The 22,888-nt window shown below is 70.8% G+C and carries 22 protein-coding genes and 2 tRNA genes; 12 read left to right on the top strand and 12 right to left on the bottom strand.

Annotation, left to right across the window (positions count from 1 at the left end; genetic code table 11):
• The first annotated feature begins 525 nt into the window (after positions 1–525).
• From J3486_RS36130 to J3486_RS36150, 5 genes are all read left to right on the top strand, one after another.
• Positions 526–696 carry a hypothetical protein gene (locus J3486_RS36130; protein ID WP_207828044.1) on the top strand — a complete coding sequence of 57 codons (171 nt, stop codon included), beginning with the start codon at positions 526–528 and terminating at the stop codon, positions 694–696.
• 20 nt (positions 697–716) lie between these two features.
• Positions 717–1,010, top strand: coding sequence for a Dabb family protein (locus tag J3486_RS36135; protein WP_207828045.1), 294 nt, complete (start codon positions 717–719; stop codon positions 1,008–1,010).
• A gap of 156 nt (positions 1,011–1,166) precedes the next feature.
• Positions 1,167–2,090: an RNA polymerase sigma factor SigF gene (locus tag J3486_RS36140; protein WP_207828046.1), complete on the top strand. Its 924-nt coding sequence runs from the start codon at positions 1,167–1,169 to the stop codon at positions 2,088–2,090.
• Positions 2,091–2,336: 246 nt separating this feature from the next.
• Entirely contained in the window at positions 2,337–3,263 is a 927-nt protein-coding gene (locus J3486_RS36145; RefSeq protein ID WP_207828047.1) for an RNA polymerase sigma factor SigF, read from the top strand.
• Positions 3,264–3,333: 70 nt separating this feature from the next.
• Positions 3,334–4,143, top strand: a complete 810-nt coding sequence (locus tag J3486_RS36150; RefSeq protein ID WP_207828048.1) for a hypothetical protein — start codon at positions 3,334–3,336, stop codon at positions 4,141–4,143.
• 82 nt (positions 4,144–4,225) lie between these two features.
• Here J3486_RS36150 and J3486_RS36155 read toward each other — a convergent pair whose 3' ends face one another.
• Entirely contained in the window at positions 4,226–4,438 is a 213-nt protein-coding gene (locus J3486_RS36155) for a hypothetical protein (protein ID WP_207828049.1), read from the bottom strand.
• Positions 4,439–4,633: 195 nt separating this feature from the next.
• Between J3486_RS36155 and J3486_RS36160 the strand changes: the two genes are divergently transcribed.
• The 4 genes from J3486_RS36160 (at position 4,634) to J3486_RS36175 (ending at position 9,168) form a co-directional block, all read left to right on the top strand.
• Positions 4,634–5,083, top strand: a complete 450-nt coding sequence (locus J3486_RS36160; protein WP_207828050.1) for a MarR family transcriptional regulator — start codon at positions 4,634–4,636, stop codon at positions 5,081–5,083.
• Positions 5,084–5,103: 20 nt separating this feature from the next.
• Complete coding sequence (locus J3486_RS36165) at positions 5,104–7,644, top strand: MFS transporter (RefSeq protein ID WP_207828051.1); 2,541 nt, start codon at positions 5,104–5,106, stop codon at positions 7,642–7,644.
• Positions 7,645–7,858: 214 nt separating this feature from the next.
• Positions 7,859–8,677 (top strand): YceI family protein, encoded by an 819-nt coding sequence (locus J3486_RS36170; protein WP_207828052.1) that lies wholly within the window; start codon positions 7,859–7,861, stop codon positions 8,675–8,677.
• 26 nt (positions 8,678–8,703) lie between these two features.
• Positions 8,704–9,168 (top strand): PPOX class F420-dependent oxidoreductase, encoded by a 465-nt coding sequence (locus J3486_RS36175; protein ID WP_207828053.1) that lies wholly within the window; start codon positions 8,704–8,706, stop codon positions 9,166–9,168.
• Positions 9,169–9,336: 168 nt separating this feature from the next.
• On the opposite strand, the gene J3486_RS36180 is transcribed toward J3486_RS36175, so the two are convergent.
• Both J3486_RS36180 and J3486_RS36185 read right to left on the bottom strand, forming a co-directional pair.
• A complete protein-coding gene (locus J3486_RS36180; RefSeq protein WP_207828054.1) occupies positions 9,337–10,092 on the bottom strand; it encodes a TetR/AcrR family transcriptional regulator in 756 nt (251 codons plus the stop codon).
• A gap of 114 nt (positions 10,093–10,206) precedes the next feature.
• Positions 10,207–11,718 carry an MFS transporter gene (locus J3486_RS36185; protein ID WP_207828055.1) on the bottom strand — a complete coding sequence of 504 codons (1,512 nt, stop codon included), beginning with the start codon at positions 11,716–11,718 and terminating at the stop codon, positions 10,207–10,209.
• A 97-nt stretch (positions 11,719–11,815) separates the two neighbouring features.
• Between J3486_RS36185 and J3486_RS36190 the strand changes: the two genes are divergently transcribed.
• Complete coding sequence (locus J3486_RS36190; RefSeq protein ID WP_207828056.1) at positions 11,816–12,679, top strand: endonuclease/exonuclease/phosphatase family protein; 864 nt, start codon at positions 11,816–11,818, stop codon at positions 12,677–12,679.
• Between the two features lie 166 nt (positions 12,680–12,845).
• Here the strand turns inward: J3486_RS36190 and J3486_RS36195 are convergent, their stop codons facing one another.
• From J3486_RS36195 to J3486_RS36225, 7 genes are all read right to left on the bottom strand, one after another.
• Positions 12,846–15,053 carry a glycosyltransferase family 39 protein gene (locus tag J3486_RS36195; protein WP_207828057.1) on the bottom strand — a complete coding sequence of 736 codons (2,208 nt, stop codon included), beginning with the start codon at positions 15,051–15,053 and terminating at the stop codon, positions 12,846–12,848.
• On the bottom strand, positions 15,050–16,471 hold the full coding sequence (locus J3486_RS36200) for a bifunctional glycosyltransferase family 2/GtrA family protein (protein ID WP_207828058.1): 1,422 nt from the start codon (positions 16,469–16,471) through the stop codon (positions 15,050–15,052). The genes J3486_RS36195 and J3486_RS36200 overlap by 4 nt, the downstream gene beginning before the upstream one ends.
• Positions 16,472–16,497: 26 nt before the next feature.
• Positions 16,498–18,048, bottom strand: a complete 1,551-nt coding sequence (locus J3486_RS36205; RefSeq protein ID WP_229379177.1) for a cell wall metabolism sensor histidine kinase WalK — start codon at positions 18,046–18,048, stop codon at positions 16,498–16,500.
• A gap of 35 nt (positions 18,049–18,083) precedes the next feature.
• The gene (locus tag J3486_RS36210; RefSeq protein WP_307805088.1) at positions 18,084–18,833 is read right to left on the bottom strand and encodes a response regulator transcription factor; all 750 of its coding nucleotides are present in this window, start codon (positions 18,831–18,833) and stop codon (positions 18,084–18,086) included.
• 130 nt (positions 18,834–18,963) lie between these two features.
• Positions 18,964–19,872, bottom strand: coding sequence for an amidohydrolase family protein (locus J3486_RS36215; protein WP_207828059.1), 909 nt, complete (start codon positions 19,870–19,872; stop codon positions 18,964–18,966).
• Between the two features lie 13 nt (positions 19,873–19,885).
• A complete protein-coding gene (locus J3486_RS36220) occupies positions 19,886–20,239 on the bottom strand; it encodes an antibiotic biosynthesis monooxygenase (protein WP_207828060.1) in 354 nt (117 codons plus the stop codon).
• A gap of 137 nt (positions 20,240–20,376) precedes the next feature.
• Positions 20,377–21,207, bottom strand: a complete 831-nt coding sequence (locus J3486_RS36225) for a DUF2797 domain-containing protein (RefSeq protein ID WP_229379178.1) — start codon at positions 21,205–21,207, stop codon at positions 20,377–20,379.
• A gap of 164 nt (positions 21,208–21,371) precedes the next feature.
• Here J3486_RS36225 and J3486_RS36230 point away from each other — a divergent pair, with 164 nt between their 5' ends.
• A complete protein-coding gene (locus J3486_RS36230) occupies positions 21,372–21,764 on the top strand; it encodes a hypothetical protein (RefSeq protein WP_207828061.1) in 393 nt (130 codons plus the stop codon).
• A 45-nt stretch (positions 21,765–21,809) separates the two neighbouring features.
• Here J3486_RS36230 and J3486_RS36235 read toward each other — a convergent pair.
• Positions 21,810–21,882, bottom strand: a tRNA-Arg gene (locus J3486_RS36235).
• A 219-nt stretch (positions 21,883–22,101) separates the two neighbouring features.
• Positions 22,102–22,192 (bottom strand) — tRNA-Ser (locus J3486_RS36240).
• 158 nt (positions 22,193–22,350) lie between these two features.
• On the opposite strand from J3486_RS36240, the gene J3486_RS36245 reads away from it, so the two are divergent.
• Complete coding sequence (locus tag J3486_RS36245) at positions 22,351–22,824, top strand: SSI family serine proteinase inhibitor (RefSeq protein WP_207828062.1); 474 nt, start codon at positions 22,351–22,353, stop codon at positions 22,822–22,824.
• Positions 22,825–22,888: the final 64 nt, after the last annotated feature.

The raw sequence follows: 22,888 nt of genomic DNA on the forward strand, positions 1-22,888 counted from the left end.
CCGCACGGCCTTCCTGGTGAACTCCGGTATCTCGTCGCAGAGTTCAGGATCACGAGGAAGGCCACTTCATACCCTGCGATCACTCCAAAGAGTGACGATATGGCCGGGCCGGAGGTTAAGGAACAAGTTGAAAGCCTGTGTCCGAACCCCTTCGGGGGCGCATGCGAAGAGCCCCGGCGCCTGACCCACGGCGCCGGGGCTCTCCTTCTCCCGCTTGGTCGGGGGAAGCGGTATCGGGGGGACAAACCGCTTCCCCCGATGAGGACGATCACCCGTAAGCCCGCGCCGCATCAGGGGGGAAGCGCGGCGCGGACCCCGCAGTCGGGGTCTCGTCCCTGCCCTTCGGATTCCTGCCAGACCCTCCGGGCTCACCACTAATCCTGCGCCACAGGAGCACCATCGGACGGCGGCAAAGGGCCTGGAACCGGGGGCCGTTGGTCCTTAAAGGTCAGGTGAGGGAGCGTCACGTTAGACTCGCGCCCGGCAACAGGGGCAACAGGGGCAACAACGGGGAGGCCGGGCGCGATGGATCCGAAGAAAATAGGGCTCTTCGTGGTGATCGTGTTCGTGCTCTACGTGATCATCACGGACCCTGCCAAGGCCGCCGACTACGTCCAGATAGGGTTCGAAGGCGTATCGTCCGCCGCGCAGGCCATCGGGGACTTCATGACCTGGGTCGCCAACGGCGGCAAGTAGCCCCGAGGGAGAACTCAGCCGTGATCCGCCATCTGGTCCTGTTCAAGCTCAACGACGGCGTGAGCCGTGACGAGCCCCGCGTGGTCGAGGGCGTCGCGGCGTTCCGCGCGCTCGGCGGCCAGATCCCGGAGCTGACGTTCTGGGAGTGCGACTGGAACATCACCGACCGCCCCATCGCGTACGACTTCGCGATCAACTCGGCGGTCGAGGACACGGACGCCCTCAAGCGGTACCTGGAGCACCCGGCCCACCAGGCGGGCGTCGCCCTGTGGCGTGAGTTCGCCACGTGGGTGATCGCCGACTACGCGTTCTGAGCCCCCTGCGCGTCACACGATCGAGCGGCCCCTCACCGGAACGGTGAGGGGCTTTTTGACGTCTCCCACCCCCAACCGGTCCCCAACTGGCCCTTCAACACGTAGTTATGCGGTGCTTGCACACAGTGCACATGTCTTGTGATGCTATGACCGCTTTTGACCGATGAGTTGACGGAAACAGAGGTGGGGTTGACCGTGCCGGCCAGTACTGCGCCTCAAGAAGCACCGCCCGTAGAAGCACCGCCCGTAGAGGCACCGCCCGCCGCGGCGGCGCCCGCAGCGGCCGCGCCCACAGAGGCGCCGCCCGTGAAGAGCACGCGCGGCGCCGACACCCGGGCCCTCACCCAGGTGCTCTTCGCTCAGCTCAAGGACCTGCTGCCGGGCAGCCCCGAGCACTCACGGGTGCGCGGCGCCCTGATCGAGGCGAACCTGCCGCTGGTGCGGTACGCGGCGGCCCGCTTCCGCAGCCGCAACGAGCCGATGGAGGACGTCGTCCAGGTCGGCACCATCGGGCTGATCAACGCCATCGACCGGTTCGACCCGGACCGCGGTGTGCAGTTCCCGACCTTCGCGATGCCGACCGTGGTCGGCGAGATCAAGCGGTACTTCCGCGACAACGTGCGGACCGTGCACGTCCCGCGCCGCCTCCACGAGCTGTGGGTGCAGGTCAACAGCGCGACGGAGGACCTGACCACGGCCTTCGGGCGGTCCCCGACGACCGCCGAGATCGCCGAGCGGCTGCGCATCGGCGAGGACGAGGTGCTCGCCTGCATCGAGGCCGGACGCTCGTACCACGCGACCTCCCTGGAGGCCGCGCAGGAGGGCGACGGGATGCCCGGGCTGCTCGACCGGCTCGGCTACGAGGACCCGGAACTGGACGGCGTCGAACACCGCGACCTCGTACGGCATCTGCTCGTGCAGCTGCCCGAGCGGGAGCAGCGGATCCTGCTCCTGCGGTACTACAACAACCTGACGCAGTCGCAGATCAGCGCCGAACTGGGTGTTTCACAGATGCATGTGTCAAGGCTCCTCGCCCGCAGCTTCGCCCGACTTCGATCCGCAAACAGGATCGATGCGTAGCTGAATCGGGTAGACCACTCTCGCCGGGATTTCTCGACAGAAACGCGGTCACCTTCGACCACACCCCCTGTTTCCTGCGCGGATTCGCCCCATCCATGTCGACATGTCACTACAGCGTGTTGCCGACATGTGACATTCTGCTGGAACCGCGTTTGGCGCAGCCTCACGTCCGGTATTCAGGTGGAGGCTGCGCTCCTACCTGACGGGAGCGCCCGCCGCGACCGTCCGCGACCTCAAGGGGGTGGCATGTCCGCAGACCAGGGCAGCTCGAAGGTGCTCACGCTCTCGCCCGACACGCCTGTTCCTGTTCCGGCCCCGGCTCCCGCTCCGGCCTCGGAGACCCCCGGGACGTCGGCGTCAGCCGGTTCGACCGGTTCATCCGGCTCAGCTGGTTCCGCTGGTTCGTCTGGTTCCATCGACACCCGCACCCTGTCCCGCTCCCTGTTCCTGCGGCTCGCCTCGCTCGATGAGCACAGCCCCGAGCGCGCCTACGTCCGCGACACCCTGATCGAGCTCAACCTGCCGCTGGTGCGGTACGCGGCGGCCCGCTTCCGCAGCCGCAACGAGCCGATGGAGGACATCGTCCAGGTCGGCACCATCGGCCTGATCAAGGCGATCGACCGCTTCGACTGCGAGCGCGGGGTCGAGTTCCCGACGTTCGCGATGCCGACCGTGGTCGGCGAGATCAAGCGGTTCTTCCGCGACACCTCGTGGTCGGTGCGGGTGCCGCGCCGCCTCCAGGAGCTGCGTCTGGCCCTCACCAAGGCCAGCGACGAGCTCGCGCAGAAGCTGGACCGCTCGCCGACCGTGCCCGAGCTCGCCGCGGTGCTCGGCGTCTCGGAGGACGACGTCGTCGACGGCCTGGCGGTGGGCAACGCGTACACGGCGTCCTCACTGGACTCCCCGGCCCCCGAGGACGACGGCGGCGAGGGCTCGCTCGCGGACCGGCTCGGGTACGAGGACACGGCCCTGGAGGGCGTCGAGTACCGGGAGTCCCTCAAGCCGCTGCTCGCGAAGCTGCCGCCGCGCGAGCGCCGCATCATCATGCTCCGCTTCTTCGCGAACATGACGCAGTCGCAGATCGGCGAGGAGGTCGGCATCTCGCAGATGCACGTCTCGCGCCTGCTCACGCGCACGCTGGCCCAGCTGCGCGAGGGGCTGATCGCGGACTGACCGGAGCCCCGCGCCGCTGCGGGGCTTCCCCGGGGTTCCTATTTGACGGACCGTCAGACACACTGGCGCGATGCTGCGGACCTGGATACGAGGACGTAGAGGCATCGCCGCCGGGGTCGCCTCGGCCGCCGTCGTGGGACTCGGCGGGGCCGCGGCCGTCGCCTTCGGCGGAGACGGCGGGCCCTCGAAGTACGTCGCCGTGGGCGCCGCGGGAACGTCCAGCGCACCCGGCGACAGCGTCGCCCCCACCGGAAAGGTGGAGTACGTGCCCCTGGACTCGGACGCGGCGGGACCGTCCGGGTCGGCGTCGGGCACGGGCAGGGGCGACGGCAAGGGCAAGAGCGCGCGCTCGGGTGCGGGCGCGGCGGACGGGAAGGGCGCGGGCGCCGAGGGCGACGGCTCTTCCGGGTCCGGGTCCGGCTCCGGTCCTGATTCCGGCTCCGGCGCTGATTCCGGTTCCGGTGAGGGCGCCGGCAGCGGGAGCGGCGGTACGGGCGTCGACTCGCCCGGTACGCCCAGCGGTTCGGTCTCCCACGCACAGCCCGGCAGCGGGGGTTCGGCCTCGCCCGCGGGACCCGCCGCCCTCAAGGTGAGCGAGCCCGTGCTCAAGGACGCCGACGAGCGCTGGTGTCAGGACGTGACCCTGACGCTGCGCAACTCCGGTGGCAGCGCGGTGCGTTCGGGCACGGTCACCTTCGAGACGCACATCATCGGCGCGCTCGGGGTCGACTGGGCGACGGTCGAGTCCACCGAGGAACTCCCCGTGCCCATCGGCGCCGGGGAGAAGAAGGAGAAGACGTGGAAGGTGTGCGTCGACTCCTGGCGCGTACCTCTCGGGATGCACGTGGAGACGCGGGACGTCTCCGTGCGGTGGAAGTGAGGCGGCACTCCGTCACCGGCCGCCCGACTTCCCTCCCGGCCTGGGCCGGCCTCGACCGGCGCCCATCGGCCGCGGCCGTGCGCTACTTGAGCGCCAGCCAGGCCACCGCCGCGATCACGACGACCGCGACCACGATGCCGACGATCAGTCCCGCACCGGGGCCGGACTTCGCCGGAGCCGCCTGCGCACGCGGAGTAGGAGTACCGCCCTCGTCGACGAAGGCGCGGAACATCTGGGTGCTGCCCGCGGGGTCGTAGTTGCCTTCGGGGCCCGGGCCCTGGGGGTTGTGTGCCATGGGGAAGGACCCTAGCGAATCGGCGCCACAGGCGCCACAGGTCGCTCACAGCCCACTTGAGCTGCGGCTTTACACCTTACGACCCGGACGTTTGCCTAGTTTTTAGGGTCGAAGGCCCCTTTTCGTTTGCCTGCGGCAACCAACTGCTTCTATGGTTGCTCTAAGCAACAAATAAGGTTTGGGTCAGGAGGTGCCGTGGCCGCACAGCGTCACTACGACGAACTGGCGCGACAGCTCAGCGCCGTCGGCGCCGTCAAGCGGGACATGGCACGGATCCTGCCGCACGACTGTCCGGCCGGTTCGGCCGCTGTGCTCACGCTGCTCGCCCGGTACGGCGAGATGCGGATGAGCCGGCTGGCGGAGCTGCTCGCCGTCGACATGTCCGTGACGAGCAGGCACGTCGCCCATGTCGCCGACCGGGGCTGGATCGAACGCCACCCCGACCCCGCCGACCGACGCTCCCGCATCCTGCGCCTCACCGACGAGGGCAGGGCGCAGATCGCCGAACTCAACGTGCGCACCACGCAGTTGCTCGCCGACCGGCTTGCCGGCTGGAGCGATGACGAGGTCAGCCAGTTGATCACGCTCATGACCAGGCTGCGCGAGAGCTTCGGCGACTGCCGGACCACCCGTACGCCCGCGTAAGACGTAAGAGAAGGAATCCCATGGCAACATCCACACCGGCTGGTGTGCGGGGCAGCCATGCCAAGCACGGGAGCGCCGCTCCCGACTCCGGCGCTCCCATGACGCACCGGCAGATCATGGAGGCGTTGTCCGGGCTGCTGCTCGGCATGTTCGCCGCCATCATCTCGTCGACGATCGTCTCCAACGCCCTGCCGAAGATCATCGGCGACCTGGGCGGCGGCCAGTCCGCCTACACCTGGGTCGTCACGGCCTCGCTGCTCGCGATGACGGCGACCACGCCCCTGTGGGGCAAGATGGCCGACCTCTTCAGCAAGAAGGCCCTGGTCCAGATAGCCCTGATCGTCTACGTGGTGGGCTCCGTCGTCGCCGGTTTCTCACAGAACCCGGCGATGCTGATCTCGGCCCGTGCCATCCAGGGCATCGGCGCCGGTGGTCTCTCGGCCCTGGCGCAGATCATCATGGCCGCGATGATCTCCCCGCGTGAGCGCGGACGTTACTCCGGCTACCTGGGCGCGACGTTCGCCGTCGCCACCGTCGGCGGCCCGCTGCTGGGCGGTGTCATCACCGACACCGAGTGGCTCGGCTGGCGCTACTGCCTCTTCGTCGGTGTGCCCTTCGCGCTCATCGCGCTGATCGTGCTCCAGAAGACGCTGCACCTGCCCGTGGTCAAGCGGAAGGTGAAGGTCGACTGGGCCGGCGCCTTCTTCATCACGGCGGCCGTCTGCCTGCTGCTCGTCTGGGTCACCTTCGCCGACGACAAGTACGACTGGATGTCGTGGCAGACCGGCACGGTGGTCGGCGGCGCGATCGTGCTCGCGCTGATCTTCCTGCTCGTCGAGTCCAAGGCGAGCGAGCCGATCATCCCGCTGCGCCTGTTCAAGAACCGCACCATCACCCTCGCCTCCATCGCCTCGCTGTTCGTCGGTGTCGCGATGTTCGCGGGCACCGTCTACTTCTCGCAGTACTTCCAGCTGGCGCGGGACAAGACGCCGACGATGTCGGGTGTCATGACGATCCCGATGATCGCCGGTCTGTTCGTCTCCTCCACGGTCTCCGGCCAGGTCATCACCCGGACCGGCAAGTGGAAGGCCTGGCTGGTCGCGGGCGGTGTCTTCCTGACCGCGGGCCTGGGCCTGCTCGGCACCATGCGCTACGACACCCCCTACTGGCGTCTGGCGATCTTCATGGCGCTGATGGGTCTCGGCGTCGGCATGATGATGCAGAACCTCGTGCTGTCCACGCAGAACCAGGTCGCGCCGAAGGATCTCGGTTCGGCCTCCTCCGTGGTGACCTTCTTCCGGTCCCTCGGTGGCGCGGTCGGCGTCTCGGCGCTCGGCTCGGTCATGACGACCCGTATCGCGCACTACGCCAAGGACTCCATCGGCCAGCTCGACCCGCAGTCGCAGGCCGCGGCCGCGAAGGCCGCCGGCGGCAGCTCGCTGCCCGTCATGGACGCGCTGCCCGCCCCGGTCCGCACCTGGCTGGAGGCCGCCTACGGCCACGGCATCGGTGACATCTTCCTGTACGTCGCGCCGATCGCGTTCCTCGCGCTGATCGTCACGCTCTTCATCAAGGAGGTTCCGCTGCGTACGTCCGGAGCCCTGGAGCAGGCCAAGGAGGCCGCCGGCGCCCCCGCCGAGGCCGCCGCGCCCGTCGTGCCGGCCACGCCGGCCGCCGAGCAGAAGGTGCCGAGCCTGGTCGGCGCGAGTGAGCCCGCCGCTTCGACCGACACCCGGACCCAGCCGCTCGCGGCCGTCGCCTCGGTCACCGGGTCGGACATCCCCGCGCAGACCACCGGTGGCGGCATCCCGGTCCGCGGTTTCGTCCGCGGCGCCGAGTCGGCCCCGGTGGCGCGCGCCGCGGTCACGCTGATCTCCCTCGGGGGACGGCAGCTGGGCCGCGCGGTGGCCCAGGGCGACGGCTCGTACGCCGTCGACGCCCCCGGCGCCGGTTCGTACGTGCTGATCGCCTCGGCCGACGGCTACCAGCCGCAGGCCTCCACGGTCGTCGTCGGTGAGGAACCGGTCTCGTACGACATCCTGCTCAGCGGCACCAGCGGTCTGAGCGGTGTCGTGAAGGCCGCGGAGACCAAGGCCCCGGTCATCGGCGCCATGGTCATCGTCACCGACGTCCGCGGCGACGTGCTGGCCACCGGACTCTCCGGCCAGGAGGGCGAGTTCACCTTCGCCGACCTGGTGCCGGGCCCGGTGACCGTGGCCGTGAACGCGGCCGGGCACCGTCCGCTGGCGCTGCCCGTCGAGGTCGGCGGCACGGGCGTCACCCGGGTCGAGGTCGAGCTCAACTCGGGCTCCCAGGTGCAGGGCACGATCCGCGCCGCGGGCCGTCCGCTGAACGACGCGCGGGTCACGCTCGTCGACGCGGCGGGCAACGTGGTCGCCACCGCCACCACCGGTGAGGACGGCGCGTACGCCTTCACCGACCTGGACGGCGGCGAGTACACGGTGATCGCGACCGGCTACCCGCCGGTGGCCACGGGCCTCGCCGTCAACGGCAGTGGCGTCGAGGGCCACGACATCGAACTCGCCCACCCCGGCGAGTAACCGACCCCGGGCGACAAGGACGGTGCGGCTCGCGCTTCGAGCGGAGACGTGAACCGCACCGTCCGCCCGGCTGTGGGAAAAGGGCCCCGGACCCGGTGGCGTCGTCAACGGCAGGGGACGGCCGAGACGCCGCACGGGCCGGGGCCCCTTCGCGTAGGGGATGTACACAACTCCCCTACGTGCGTGAGAACTTGAGCTAGGAGATGTGGAGACCATGGGACTCAGTGCGCGGATCCGGACGCGGGACGGGTGGGCTCTGCCGCACGCCGTCGTCACGGTGACCGACATGACCGGTGCGCAGGTGCTGCGGGCCGAGGCCGACGACGAGGGGGCCGTGCACGACGCGTCCGCTCTCACCCCGGGTCCTTACACCGTGATCGTGACCGCCGTCGGGTACGGCCCCGCGGCCTCCACCGCGCTGGTCACCGCGACCGGCCGGGCCGATGTCGGCACCGTCGTCCTGGCCCGGCAGGGCGGGGCCGAGCTGCCGCCGCCCGGACCGTGGACCGTCGACCCGGCGCACTCCGCCGTCGCCGCGACCGCCCAGCACCTCGGCATCACGTCCGTGCACGGCCGCTTCACCGACTTCTCCGCGCGCATCGACATCGCGCAGGACGTGGAGAAGTCGCGGGTCGAGGCCGTGATCAGGTCGGCGTCCATCGACACCGGCAACGGGATGCGCGACGGGCACCTGAAGTCCGCCGACTTCCTGGACGTCGAGTCGTACCCGGAGATCACCTACCGCTCGACCGGCCTGACCCCGGCGGGCCAGGACCGCTGGACGGTCCACGGCGAGCTGACCATGCACGGGGTCGCCCGCCAGGTCGACCTCGATCTGAGCTACCTCGGCACCGGCGCCGACCCGTGGGGCGGCACCCGGGCCGCGTTCAAGGCGACCGCGGAGCTCAAGCGCGAGGACTTCGCCATGAACTACAACCAGGTCGTGCAGGCCGGGATCGCGGCGATCGGCGCGACGCTCAAGGTGGAGCTCGACGTCCAGGCCGTGCAGGGGGACTCGCTGCCCAGCATGTGACGCGACGAGTAACTAGGCTCGGGCGCATGGCTTCGAACATCGCGTCCAACACCCGTGTCTCGCTCGACGAACTGCTGGACTTCGTACGTCCGCGTCATCGCGCCCTCCTCATCACCGCCCGTGCCGACGGCACCCCGCAGGCCTCACCGCTGACCTGCGGGGTCGACGATGCCGGGCGGATCGTCGTCTCCACGTACCCGGAGCGGGCCAAGACCCGCAACGCCAAGCGGAACCCGAGCGTCAGTGTGGTGGTGCTCAGTGACGAGTGGAACGGTCCCTGGGTGCAGATCGACGGCTCGGCCGAGGTCATCGACTCGCCCGACTCCGTGGAGCCGCTCGTGGAGTACTTCCGGAACATCTCGGGGGAGCACCCGGACTGGGACGAGTACCGGGAGGCGATGGTGAAGCAGGGCAAGTCCATCATCCGGGTCACACCGGAGCGGTGGGGGCCGGTGGCCACCGGCGGTTTCCCCGCCCGCCTCAGCTCGTAGCCCAGCTGAGGTCGTGCCCCGTAGGGGCGCGGGCCGGGCCGAGCCGGAGGCCGGTTTGAGCGCTCGCCCCGCGCCGGGGTGCCGCCGTGCCCGCCCTGCCGCCCATGGCGGCAGATGGCCCAAGGCGGCGCGGCTCGGCGGCAGATGGCCCAAGGCTCCGGGGTGGGGCTACGGCCGGCGGGACACCAAGGCGTCGATGCCCGCGATCTGGAGATCGAGGGCGATCTGGAAGTCGACGTCACGGACCTGGTCCACCGTCTCCCCCGCCTCCACCTGCGCCATCGTCTCCTCGGCATGCCGCATCATCTCCGGCATCTCGGCAGGCGCCGTGAACGCACTCATCGTCTTGCGGAAATACTCGTCCTGCGTCATGCCGACATCGGCGCACCGCTGACGGAAGTGCCCCTCGACGGTCCCGTACCCGTACACGAACTGCATGACGCTGGCGATGGCGCCGCGCTGCGCCGCCGTGGGCAACCCGGTGCGGGCGAAGACGCGCTGCACCGCGGCGGCGAACTCCAGCGCGTTCGGCCCGATGTTGAGGTAGTTGCCGACCAGCGGGGAGATCCAGGGGTGGCGCACGAGCAGCGCCCGGTACGCGGTGGCGAGCCTGCGCACCTGCACGCGCCAGTCGTCGTCCGCCGCCTCGTCGTCACCGGTCCGGATCTCGCCGAACACCCGGTCCAGGGCGAGTTCGAGGAGGTCGTCCTTGGTGTCGACGTACCAGTAGACGGACATCGCCGTGACGCCGAGCTCACCGGCGAGCCGCCGCATGGAGAACTTGGCGAGCCCCTCCGCGGCGAGCAGTTTCACCGTGGCCTCGGTGATGCGGTCACGGTCGAGACCGCTGGGCTGTTCACTGCGCCGGCTGCGCGCGGGCTTGTCCTGCTCCAGCCACACACTCACCCGCGCTGGCTTCACCATGGCGCACCTTCCCAGGAGTTGACGTACTCGGGCGGAGCGGACGGCCCCCGGGTCACCCCGCGGAATCCGTCCGTCCGCCCGTCTTGATGCTAGGGCCTGCCCAGGAGGTCCTGCCTAGGCAGCCACCGCGCTTGAGTCTGCCCGTTCCGCCCGCTTCAGCAACGCCGCGGCGAGCAGTCCGCCGACGAGTACGGCGACGGCCCCGACGAGCTGGCTCGTCTCCAGGCCCGAGGAGAAGGCGTCCGCGATCGCGGCCTTCTCGCCCGCCGAGTCGGCGGCCGCGAGCGCCGCCGGGAGGGAGGCCGCGGAGACGGACACGAGCGCCGCGAACCGGGCGTTCAGGACCGCGCCGAGGACGGCGACCCCGAGCCCGTTGCCGAACTCGGCCAGCGTGCCGTTCACCCCCGCGCCGACGCCCGCCTTCTCCGGCGGGATCGCGCTCATGATGGCGTTGGCCATGGCCGGCATGGCGAGCGCGATGCCCGCGCCCATGACGACCAGACCGGTCAGCATCCCGCCATAGTTGTCCCCGCCGAGCAGGGCGATCGCGGCGAGCCCCGCCGCCATGCAGGTCATGCCGATGGCGATGGTCAGCGGGGTGCCCAGTCTGGGCACCAGCCGGGCGCCGAGGCCCGTGAGGTTGAGGGCGACGACGGTGAGCGCCAGCGGCGCCGTGCGCAGGCCCGCCTCCAACGGCCCGTAGCCGAGCACGAACTGGAGGTGCTGGGTGAGCAGGAAGAGCGAGCCGCCCATGCCGAACGCGACCAGGATCGCCCCGGAGACCGCGCCCGTGAACTTCTGGTTGCGGAAGAAGTGCATGTCCAGCATCGGGTACGGGATGCGCAGCTCCCACGTCACGAACGCCGCCATGAAGACGAGGCCGATCCCGGCGGAGACGAGGGTGGTCGTCGAGGTCCAGCCCTGGTCGGGGCCGTTGATGATCGCGTAGACGACGCCGGTCATGCCGATCGTGGAGAGCAGCGCGCCGAGCAGGTCGGGCCGGTCGCCCTGCGGGTTCTTCGACTCCGGTACGAGGGCCAGGACGGCGGCGAGGCCGATGACCGCGACCGGGATGTTGATGAGGAAGATCGCGCCCCACCAGAAGTGGTCGAGCATCACGCCGCCGAGCAGCGGTCCGACGGCGAAGCCGAGCGAGTTGACGGTGGCCCACAGGCCGATCGCCTTGACCCGCTCCGCGTCGTCGAAGATCTGCACGACGACCGCGAGGGTGGTGGTCATCAGGAGCGCGCCGCCGACGCCCATGCCGGCGCGGGCGGCGATCAACTGCCCGGTGGAGTCGGCGAGTCCGGCGACCAGGGAGCCGATGCCGAACAGGACGAGACCGGCCGCCAGCATCTTCTTGCGCCCGTAGCGGTCGGAGGCGCTGCCCGCGGTGAGCAGCAGCCCGGACTGGACGAGCGAGTAGGCGCTGATCACCCACTGGATGTCGGACGTCGACGCGTGCAGTTCCCGGGTGAGGGAGGGGATCGCGACGTTCAGGACGGTGTTGTCGAGCAGCACGGTCAGCTGGGCGAGACAGATGACGCCGAGGATGATCCAGCGCTGCGGGTGGCCTCCGGCCGGGGTCTCCTGGCTGTGTGCGTTCTCGGCGGTCGTCGCCGTCATTCGGTCTCCTGTCGGGAACCTGGGGGGTGGTGTTGCTGTACACCGTAAGGGGAGACTCTTACGGTGTACAAGCGGGTTTTCGGCATACCGTTCGGCCATGCCGAGACGAACCCGAGTACTCCCCCGACTCGCCCTGTCCGTCGCTGTGTTGACCCTGGTCACGGCGGCTCCGGCCGCCGCGCTGGGCGGTCAGCGGCCCTCGGTGCCGCTGCGCATCACCACGTACAACATCCATGCCGGTGCCGGCGCTGACAACGTTTTCGACCTCGACCGCCAGGCGGCCGCGCTGCGCGCCCTGGACGCGGATGTGATCGGCCTCCAGGAGGTGGACGTGCACTGGGGCGCGCGCAGCCAGAACCTGGACGTGGCCCGGGAGCTCGCGGACCGGCTCGGGATGCGGGTGTCGTTCGCGCCGATCTACAGCCTCGACCCGGTGCAGGCCGGGGAGCCGCGCCGGGAGTTCGGGGTCGCGGTGCTGTCCCGGTATCCGATCCGTTCGGCGGTCAACCACGAGATCACCCGCCTGTCGACGCAGGACCCGAACCCCGTCCCGGCACTCGCGCCCGGCTTCGGCGAGGTGACCCTGAAGGTGCGGGGCGTCCCCCTGCAGATCTTCGTGACCCATCTCGACTACCGCGCGGACCCGTCGGTACGGGTGGCCCAGGTCGCGGACACGCGCCGGATCATGGCGCAGGAACGCGGAGCCGTGCCGGGGGCCCGCCAGATACTCCTCGGCGACTTCAACGCGGAGCCCGCCGCCCCGGAACTGGCCCCGTTGTGGCGGGAGTTGACGGACGCCGGTCCGACGAACGGCCTCACGTACCCGGCGGAGGCGCCGGTGAAGCGGATCGACTACGTGGCGGTGGGGGAGGGCGTGACGGTCCGGGACGCCACCGTCGGACCCGAGGCAGTGGCTTCGGACCATCGGCCGGTGGTGGCGGATGTGGCGGTACGCAGGTAGCTGCCCCTGACAGGGCGCGGGCCGTGTCCGTCAGCGGCCCGCGCCGCGGGGCGCGACCGGCCCCCGCCCGCCGCCCCCCGCCGCACGCGAGACCCAGAAGAACCCCGCCCCTCCCCGGACGCGCAGCGTCACTTCCGGGAAGGGGCGGGGTGGGGAGGAAGAAGGGTCAGCTCTTCGGCTGCGTCAGGTCGTAGAACGTGGCCGACCCGACGGTGACCTTCTTGAAGTTGGCCTCGACCCACTTCGTGATCTTGGACGCCGTGCCGGAGCTCGCCCCGCCCATGCCGCCGCCGGATCCGCTCCCGATGAAGTAGTGGATCTTGCCGTCCTCGACGTACTGCTTGAACCGGGCCAGCGTCGGCGACGGATCCGTACCGTTGAACCCGCCGATCGCCATCACCGGATCGCCGGTGGCGAGCTGGTAGCCGGCCTGGTTCTGCGAACCGACGGTCGCCCCCGCCCAGGTGTAGTCCTCGGCGTTCTTCTCCAGGAGCTTCTTGGCCTTGGAGCTGACCTCGGCACCGTTGAGCAGACCGCCCAAACCGCCACCGCCGCCGGCCCCGCCTTCCCCCATACCGCCGCCGGGCATGGTGCCGCCCTGCTGCTGGTTCTGGCTCTGGCCGTTGCTGGTCCGGCCGTTGCTGCCCTGGCCATTGCTGTTCTGGCCGTTGTTGCTCTGGCCGGGCATCCCGCCACCGGGGAACCCGCCACCCTGCTGGTTGCCGTTGCCGGTACCACCGGTCGGAGGCTGCCCCATCTGCCCCATCCGGCCGCCCTGGCCGCCCTGGCCACCGCCACCGCCCCCACCGGGACCGCCGCCCCTCCCCATCGAGCCGGCCTCCGAAGGACCGGCCGTGACGATCGACCCGGTGTGCCCGGTGTTCAGCGTGGAGAGGGTGTACGCGGTCGGCGCCGCCAGCGACGCGACGAGGCCGAGCCCGGCCGCGCCGAGCGCCAGTCGACGGTTCAGGCGTCCGGCGAGCGCGAGCCCGAGCCCGGCCGCGAGACCGCCGGTCAGCACGGCCCAGCGCAGCCACGGCAGGTAGTCGGGCGTCCGCCCGAGCAGCACGTACGACCACACCGCGGTGACGGCGATGGTCGCCCCGAGCGTCATGGACCAGGCGATCCGGGCCCGCTCCTCCCACAGCACGGCGACGCCCATGCCGACGACGGCCGCGATGTAAGGGGCCAGGGCCACCGTGTAGTACTGGTGGAAGATGCCGGCCATGAAGCTGAAGATCAGCGCGGTGGTGACCAGCGAGCCGCCCCACGCGAGGAACGCGGCGCGCGCCGTGTCGGCCCGCTTCGCCTTCCAGGTCAGCACGGTGCCCGCGAGGAGCAGGATCAGCGCCGCCGGGAGCAGCCACGAGATCTGGCCGCCGATCTCGGAGTTGAACATCCGGCCCAGGCCGGTCTCGCCCCACTGGCCGGTGCCGGTACCGCCACCGCCGCCGCCCACACTGCCGGTCTCCTCGCCGTTGATCCGGCCGAGTCCGTTGTAGCCAAAGGTGAGTTCGAGGAACGAGTTGTTCTGGGAGCCGCCGATGTACGGCCGCGAGGACGCGGGCCACAGCTCGACGACGGCCACCCACCAGCCGCCCGCGACGATCATCGCGACCGCCGAGAGGGCCAGCTGGCCGAAGCGCCTGCGCACCCGGACCGGCGCGAAGACCGCGTACAGCACGGCGAGCGGCGGCAGGATCAGGAAGGCCTGCAGCGTCTTGGCGAGGAAGGCGAAGCCGACGGTGACGCCCGCCCACACCAGCCACTTGGTGCGGCCCCGCTCCATGGCGCGGACCACGCAGTGGACCGTGACGGTCATGAGGAGCGCGAGCAGCGCGTCCGGGTTGTTGAACCGGAACATCAGCGCGGCGACCGGCGTCGTCGCGAACACGGCCAGGGTGATCAGGCCCGCGGCGGCGCTGAACCGGCGGCGCACGGCCGCGTACAGCACACCGGCCGTGGCCATGCCCATCAGCACCTCGGGGACCAGGATCGCCCACGAGTTGAGGCCGAAGAGCCGGACCGACAGGGCCATGGGCCACAGCGCGGCCGGCGGCTTGTCGACGGTGATGGCGTTCGCCGCGTCGGACGAGCCGAAGAAGAACGCCTTCCAGCTCTCGCTGCCCGCCTGCACGGCCGCCGAGTAGAAGGAGTTGGCGTAGCCGGAGGCGGAGAGGTTCCAGAGGTAGGCGAGGCCGATGACGAGGAGCAGTCCGAGGAAGGCCGGGCGCACCCAGCGCGCGTCCTCGGGCCGTCCGCGCCACACGCGCCGCGGGAACCTGTCCTTCGGGCGGCCGTGGCCACCGGCACGGTCGGCCGCGAGCGGCGGCCCGGTGGCCGGGCTCACTGTCGGTGTCTCTGTCGTGGTCATCGCTGATTCCTGGGGTCGAGGTGAGGGTCGTGCCCGCGCACCGGCGTCATCGGCACGGTGGCGTCGTCCCAGGCCTGCGGAACCTGAGGATTCGGTACGGGGGTGGAGACGCTCGGGGCGGCCTGAGTGACCGAAGTGGCCCGCTCGCCCGGGAACACCCAGGCCCGGAAGAGCAGGAACCGCAGCACGGTCGCCGCGAGGTTGGCCGCGATCAGCACGGCCAGTTCGGTGGAGTGCGCGGGATGGGCGGACGCCGCGTCCAGGGCGGCCAGCGATCCGCTGGTGAGCGCGAGCCCGATGCCGAAGATGACCAGGCCCTGCGCCTGATGGCGGACGGCCTTGTCGCGGCCGCGGATCCCGAAGGTCAGCCGGCGGTTGGCGGCGGTGTTGACGAACGCGCAGACGAGCAGCGCGAGCGCGTTGGCCGGCTGCACCCCGGCGAACGTACGGAAGCCGGAGTACAGCGCCAGGTTGAGGAGCGTCGACAGACCGCCCACGACACAGAAGCCGACGAGCTGCCGGGCGAGGCCCTTGGGCACACCGGGGAGTTGACGGTCGCGCGGGTCGTCGCCGAACGGCCGGGCGAGCCGGTCCAGCGGCAGCGAGCCGGTGGCGAGCGCGCGTCCGACGCGCCACACGCCCTTGAGGTCGTCGGTCGCCGTCTTCACGATGTGCACGGTCGAGTTCGGGTCGTCGACCCAGTCGACGGGCACCTCGTGGATCCGCAGCCCCGCCCGCTCGGCGAGGACGAGCATCTCCGTGTCGAAGAACCAGCCGGTGTCCTCGACCAGCGGCAGCAGCACCTGCGCGACATCGCGCCGGATCGCCTTGAAGCCGCACTGGGCGTCGGAGAACCGTGCCTGCAGCGAACCGCGCAGGATCATGTTGTAGGCCCGCGAGATGAACTCCCGCTTCGGGCCGCGCACCACGCGCGAGGACCGGGAGAGCCGCGACCCGATGGCGAGGTCGGAGTGCCCGGAGATCAGCGGCGCGACAAGCGGCAGCAGCGCGTTCAGGTCGGTGGACAGGTCCACGTCCATGTACGCCAGGATCGGCGCGTCGGAGGCCGACCACACGGCCCGCAGGGCGCGCCCGCGGCCCTTCTGCTCCAGGCGGAAGTAGCCCACTCCCGGCAGCTCGGTGGTCAGCCGGTGCGCCACCTGCGGGGTGGTGTCGGTGGAGGCGTTGTCCGCGACCGTGATGCGGAAGCGGTAGGGGAAGGTGCGGACCAGGTGGGCGTGGAGTCTGTGCACGCACGCACCCAGATCCTTCTCCTCGTTGTGGACGGGGACGACGACATCGAGGACAGGCACGCTGCCGTCGCCGCTACCGCTGCCCGCGGGGAGGTGCTCCCGCGCAGGCAGCGCGCCGAGCTTCGCGGCGGTGGGGTCGATGCCCGGAGAAGAGTCGGTTCGCATGCCATCGACATTCGCCAACCCCCCTGTCAGGGCTGTGTGGTGAAGCTTGGCTCCGCCTGTGAGTACGGCTGTGCGGATACGAAGGACTCGTCGAAGCCCGCGGGAAGGGCGCTGACGGGCTCTTCGCAGGCCGGCAGACGCACGGTGAAAACGGTCCGCCCTGGCCTGCTGTCGACGGTCACGACACCGCCGTGAGCTGCGGCGACGGCCTGCACGATGGCGAGCCCGAGCCCCGTCGAACCCGCCTTCCTGGACCGCGAGGAGTCTCCGCGCGCGAACCGCTCGAAGACATGCGGCAGCAACTCCGCCGGGATGCCCGGCCCGTCGTCCTGCACGTCGAGGCAGACCCAGGGGCCGTGCCGGTGCACGCGTGCGGTGACCGTGGTCCCCGGGGGTGTGTGGGTACGGGCGTTGGCGAGCAGGTTGACGAGCACCTGCTGGAGCCGCGCGGAGTCCGCGAGCACGGTCGCCGGTTCCTCGGGCAGTTCGAGCCGCCAGTTGTGCTGCTGGCCCGCCGCACGGGCGTCGCTGAGCACGTCGATGACCAGCGGGGACAGGTCGGTCGGCGCGTACGAGAGGGGGCGCCCTGCATCGAGCCGCGCGAGAAGGAGCAGGTCCTCGACGAGGCCGGTCATCCGGTCCGCCTCGGACTCGATGCGGGTGAGGGCGTGCCGGGTGTCGGGCCCGACGTCCTCCCGCCCGCGCCGGGTCAGTTCGGCGTATCCGCGGATGGACGCGAGCGGCGTGCGCAGCTCATGACTGGCATCCGCCACGAACTGCCGTACGCGCGTCTCGCTCTCCTGCCGCGCGTGCAGCGCCCCGTGGATGTGATCGAGCATCCGGTTGAGCGCGGCTCCGACCTGACCGACCTCGGTCCCGGGGTCGGCCTCGGCGTCGGGGACACGTTCGTAGAGGGTCACTTCACCGCTGTGGAGCGGAAGTTCGGAGACACGGGTCGCGGTCGCGGCGACCCGGCGCAGGGGGCGCAGGTTGACGCCGACGATGACGGCGCCGGCGATACCGGCGGCGACGAGGCCGGCGAAGGTGACGGAGAGCTCGACGAGGATCAGGGTCTGGACGGTGTCCTGGGCCTGGGCGGCCGGGACGCCCACCACTATGGTGTCGCCGTCGACGCTGTGCACCGCTTTCACCCGGTACGTACCGAGGTCGGTCAGGTCGACGCTGTGCAGGGCGCCGTCCTCGGACACGGTCGCGAGCTCGCTCCGCTGCTCGCTGGTGAGCTCGGCGGTCTCGAAGCCGCCCGTGCCACGCGCGGAAGCGCTGACGGAGCCGTCGTCCAGGACGGCACCGACGGTGTTCCTCGGCGACCCGCCGCCGACCACGAACCGCAGCTTCTGGTCGACGTCGAGGTCGTCGGGCTGTTGATCGTGCTGCGGAACGCCCTCGCCGGGCCTGACGGGCTGTTGGCTGCCCTCGGCGCGCTTGGCGATCGAGGTGAGGTCGGAGTCGAGCCGGTCGTACAACGAACTGCTGAACGCCATCGTGGTGACGGTCCCGATGACGGCCGCGACGACGGCGATCAGGGCGATCGCCGACACCACGAGCCGCGTACGCAAGGTCCGCGGCCCCCGCCGCACCTGCCGCCCGCGCCTCACGACACCGTCGTGGCAGCCGGCTTGATCAGATACCCGGCGCCGCGCCGGGTGTGGATCATCGGCTCGCGGCCCGCGTCGATCTTCCGCCGCAGGTAGGAGATGTACAGCTCGACGACATTGGCCTGCCCGCCGAAGTCGTAGGACCAGACCCGGTCGAGTATCTGCGCCTTGCTGAGCACGCGCCGCGGGTTGCGCATGAGGAAGCGCAGCAGCTCGAACTCGGTGGCGGTCAGGTGGATGTTGGTCCCGCCCCGCGACACCTCGTGGCTGTCCTCGTCGAGCATCAGATCGCCCACGACGAGCACGGAGTCGCTGCGCCGGTCGGCGGCGCCGGTCCTGCGGATCAGCCCGCGCAGCCGCGCGACGACCTCTTCGAGGCTGAACGGCTTGGTGACGTAGTCGTCGCCACCGGCCGTCAGCCCCGCGATCCGGTCCTCGACGGCGTCCTTGGCGGTCAGGAAGAGCACAGGCACGTCCGGCAGCTCACGGCGGAGCCGCCCGAGCACGCTCAGTCCGTCCATGTCGGGCAGCATCATGTCGAGCACGACGGCGTCGGGCCGGAATTCGCGTGCGGTCTGCACGGCTCCGGCACCGTCCCCGGCGCTGCGGATCTGCCAGCCTTCGTAGCGCAGGGCCATGGACAACAGCTCGGTGATCGACTGCTCGTCGTCCACGACAAGCACCCGGACGGGGCTCCCGTCCGGCCTCAGCAGTTCGGTACGCCCCTGGGGCGAGGTCGCGGTCATGTTGCAACCATGCTGCGGCCCTCTGAGAGCACCCTTTTCCTTACCTGTGAATACCCTGAGAAATTCACAGGCGCCTCTCAGGATGCCTGCCACACCTGACAAGACATCAGGTCAGAGCCGCAAATCCCGCTCAAAGGTCAGGAAGGAACAGTTTCGCCCCGTTCCCGTGACAGACCGCCCGGATCCACTCCGCACCCAGGCCGAGCCGCTCGACGGCCTCCAGTTGATGGACGTACGGATAGGGGATGTTGGGGAAGTCGCTGCCGAGCAGGATCCGGTCCCCGAGATCGACGAGCCGCCCCAACTCCCTGGCGGGGAACGGCGCCTGCCGCTCGGAGAAGTCGGTGAACGCCATCGTCGTGTCGAGCCGCACCTCTCGGTAGCGCTCGGCCAGGTCCAGGAACTCCGTGTACTCCGGCATCCCCATGTGCGCGACGACGAGCCGCAGCCGCGGATGGCGGGCGAGCACCGCCTCCATCGGGCCGGGCCCGGTGTGCTTGCCGGGCGCGGGCCCGGAGCCGCAGTGCGTCACGACCGGCACCCCGGCCTCGGCCAGCACGCCCCACACCGGATCGAGCAGCGGATCGGCCGGGTCGTACGCCCCCACCTGCACATGCGCCTTGAAGACCCGGGCCCCGTCCTCGACCGCCCGCCGCACGTACGCCTCCGCGCCCGGCTCGGGGAAGAACGTCGCGGTCCGCAGACAGCCGGGCGTCCTGCGGGCGAAGTCGGCGGCCCATCCGTTGAGCCACTCCGCCATCCCCGCCTTGTGCGGATAGAGCATCGACGTGAAGGCGAGCACCCCGAACTCCCGCATCCGCGCGACCCGTCGGTCCTCCTCCTCGCGGTACGTGATGGGCCACTCGACCCCGGTCAGCGGCCCGACGGCGTCGAAGTACGCCCACACCTTGCGCAGCACGCGCTCGGGCATGAAGTGCGTGTGCACATCGACGAGCCCCGGCAACCCGTACCGCGCGACGAACTCCGCGACGAGCGCACTCTCGTCCGCACCCGCCCCCTCTCCCTCTCCCGCTCCCATTTCCTCGCCCCGGCTACACACGCGCGAACCCGTGGCTGCGCTCGACCTTGGCGACGTGCACGCTGTACGCCTCGTACCACGCGTCGCGCCCCTGCTTCTGCGCGTCCCGGTGGGCAGCCACCGACCGCCACTCCTCGATGGCGGCGACGTCCCGGAAGTAACCGACGGTGATCCCGAGCCCGCCGGGATTCCGCGCGGACTCGTGCCCGAGATACCCGGGGATCTCCGTCACGAGCTCGTCCATCCGGTCGGCGACCGCCCCGTACCCGCGGTCCCCCTCCGTCCGCACGGACGTGAACACCACGACGTAATAGGGCAGTTCGAAGGCGGGCAACGGTGCGACAGGCGCATCGGCGTGATCACTCATGCCACCCACGGTCACCCGCACCGCCCCCGCTGTCCACCCCTCTCCCCCTCCTCTTGCCGTACGGGATCGAAGACTTGACCCTCCGGTCACCCGGCCCGCCCCCACGCCCCTCCTGGGCACGGTCGTCACGACAGGCCCTAGAACAACCCGCCCTGCACACCGGGCACGTCCCGCACCTCGGGCCCCCGGCCCGCCCCGTCGCCCGGCCCTCGCTCCAGCGGCCATCCGGCCAACAGCCGCGTATCCACCACGAGCCGCCGCCCGTCGGGCTCCACGAGATGCAGATCGGGCCCCGCGGCGGCCACCACCCGCCCCGCGACCACGTCCCCCTCGCCGAGCCCGCTCACGACGGCGTCCACCCGGTCCACCGCCCCGAGCCCGAACACCTCCCCGTGCCCGACCACCTGGCACGGCAGCCGCGCCAACGACTCGGGCCACCCCTCAAGACCCACGGCGATCCGGTGCGCCGCGCCCAACTCGTCCTCAGCGCCCCGCGTCCCGGCCCCGCGCACCAGCCGCTTGCTCTCGTACGGGATCCGGTCCGGCACCCCGAGCGCCACGCGCAGCAGCTCCTCGGCCCGCCGCGCCGCCATGAGCGGCCCCTGCCCCAGCCACGTGAAGGAAAGGGCCCCCTGCTCCAGCAGCCGCGCGCTGTCTCTCGCCACCCCCGTGATCCCCACCTTCACGAGCCCGTCCCCGAACCAGGCCAGATACACGTGGTACGGCCGCGGGTCGTCCGCCATCGTGTCGGCGGCGACGGACTGCGCCCGGTCGATCCCGGCGCACTCGGCACACTGCGCCCGCGTCCCCCGCACGGGCACGGTGCCCCACCCCGGGCACGCGGTGCGCCGTCCGCCGCGCCACACGCCGAGACAGCGCCGCGCCCCCGCGACCCGGAACGCCAGCTCCTCCCCGAACCGCACGGCACTCTCGCGCTCACCACCCCCGCCGTCCCCCGTCCACCCCATGACCGGCCCGTCCCCACGCCACCGCATCCCGGTGCACCACCACGTCATACGGCCAGCATGGCGCACCCCACTGACAATGCCGACCACGCCGGGTACAGGTACTCACCCCGCTCTGAGCACGCGCGCTCTCCCCGCCCGCGCCGCCCGGGACCAGACTCGTCCCCATGGAAGAACGCCACCGCATCCGGCCCGTCACCGCAGCCCTCGTCCCCGCCGCGACGGCCCTCGCCGCCTGGGCCCTCTGGCTGGGCTGGGACCAGCACCGCGACGTGCACCCCGACGGCTCGACGACCGGCCCCTACGCGGCCTGGCAGGTGATCGGCCTGGTCGTGACCGTGCTGATCCCCGTCTACTGGTCGGCCTCCCGCCACCACCCGGGCCCGGCCACCCTCGGCACCACCGCCGCCCTCACCGCGGCGGCCGCCTACGACTGGTCGGACGACGCCAGCGGCCTCTTCATGGTCGGCGTCGTCATGGTCCTCCTGGGCACGTGGGCGGCAACGGCCACCCTCACCACACTCATCAGCCGCACCAGCCACCACGCCGGCACCGCCTGAGAAAACGCCAGAGGCCCCGGATCTCTCCGGGGCCTCGGCCTTGTGTGCACTCGGCAGGATTCGAACCTGCAACCTTCTGATCCGTAGTCAGATGCTCTATCCGTTAAGCTACGAGTGCTTGTTTTTTCTTTTGTTCTTGTCTTCCGTTCCCGGCCTTTCGGCCTGTCCCGGCGACAGGAAGAACATTACATGACTGCCGCCGTCATGTGAAATCCGATTGCCGCACCCCTTGTGACCTGCGAAAACGCACCCGCCGTGAGCTCGGGGCCCGCGGCCGGGCGGGTCCGGGAAGCGCCGAAGCCCCGGTCCTGGTGGACCGGGGCTTCGGGTCTTGCTGCGGAGGCGGAGGGATTTGAACCCTCGATGGGATTTAAGTCCCAAACCGCATTAGCAGTGCGGCGCCATAGACCGGACTAGGCGACGCCTCCAACACATCCGTCCGCGCGAGCGCGAGCGGCTGCGTGCAGATGATGACACAGCTGAGCGCCGTGTCACCAATCGGCTCCCACGGTACTAGGAGGGCAGGCCGCAGGGCAAAGCCCTTCGAGGGCCGCAACGTCGCGGCGCCGGGAACGTTAGGCACGGCATGTTGCTGCGCCGCCTCTCCCACCGTGTCCTGGTCACGTCCGCCGTCTCGGTCGCCGCGCTCGCGGCCCTGCCCACGGCCTCGCACGCCGACACGGGCCCGAGGCAGCTGCCGCCCCGCCCCTTCAGCGCCCTGGACGGCGCCGGGCCCGACCGGCTGACCGTCACCGTCACCGACTCGGGGAACGGGAACGACGGCACCCACGACCTGCGGTGCGGGCCCGCAGGAGGCAGCCACCCCGACCCGGGCGCCGCCTGCGCGCAGCTCGACAGGGTGGAGAACGGCGGCATCGATCCGTTCGCGCCGGTGCCGGCCGGGACGAACTGCACGATGCAGTACGGCGGCGACGCCACCGCCCGTATCACCGGAACCTGGCACGGGCGCCCCGTCGACGCCTCGTACAAGCTGACCGACGGCTGCGAGATCGCGCGCTGGCACCGGATCGAACCCGTGCTGCCTGCTACCGCCCCGTGACCCTGGGTCCATCGGTCACACCCTCACCTTCCGATCCCCACATCCTCTTCGTGGGCCTCTACGT

The sequence above is a fragment of the Streptomyces sp. VRA16 Mangrove soil genome (genome assembly GCF_017377775.1).
In the GTDB taxonomy this organism is placed as follows: Bacteria; Actinomycetota; Actinomycetes; order Streptomycetales; family Streptomycetaceae; genus Streptomyces.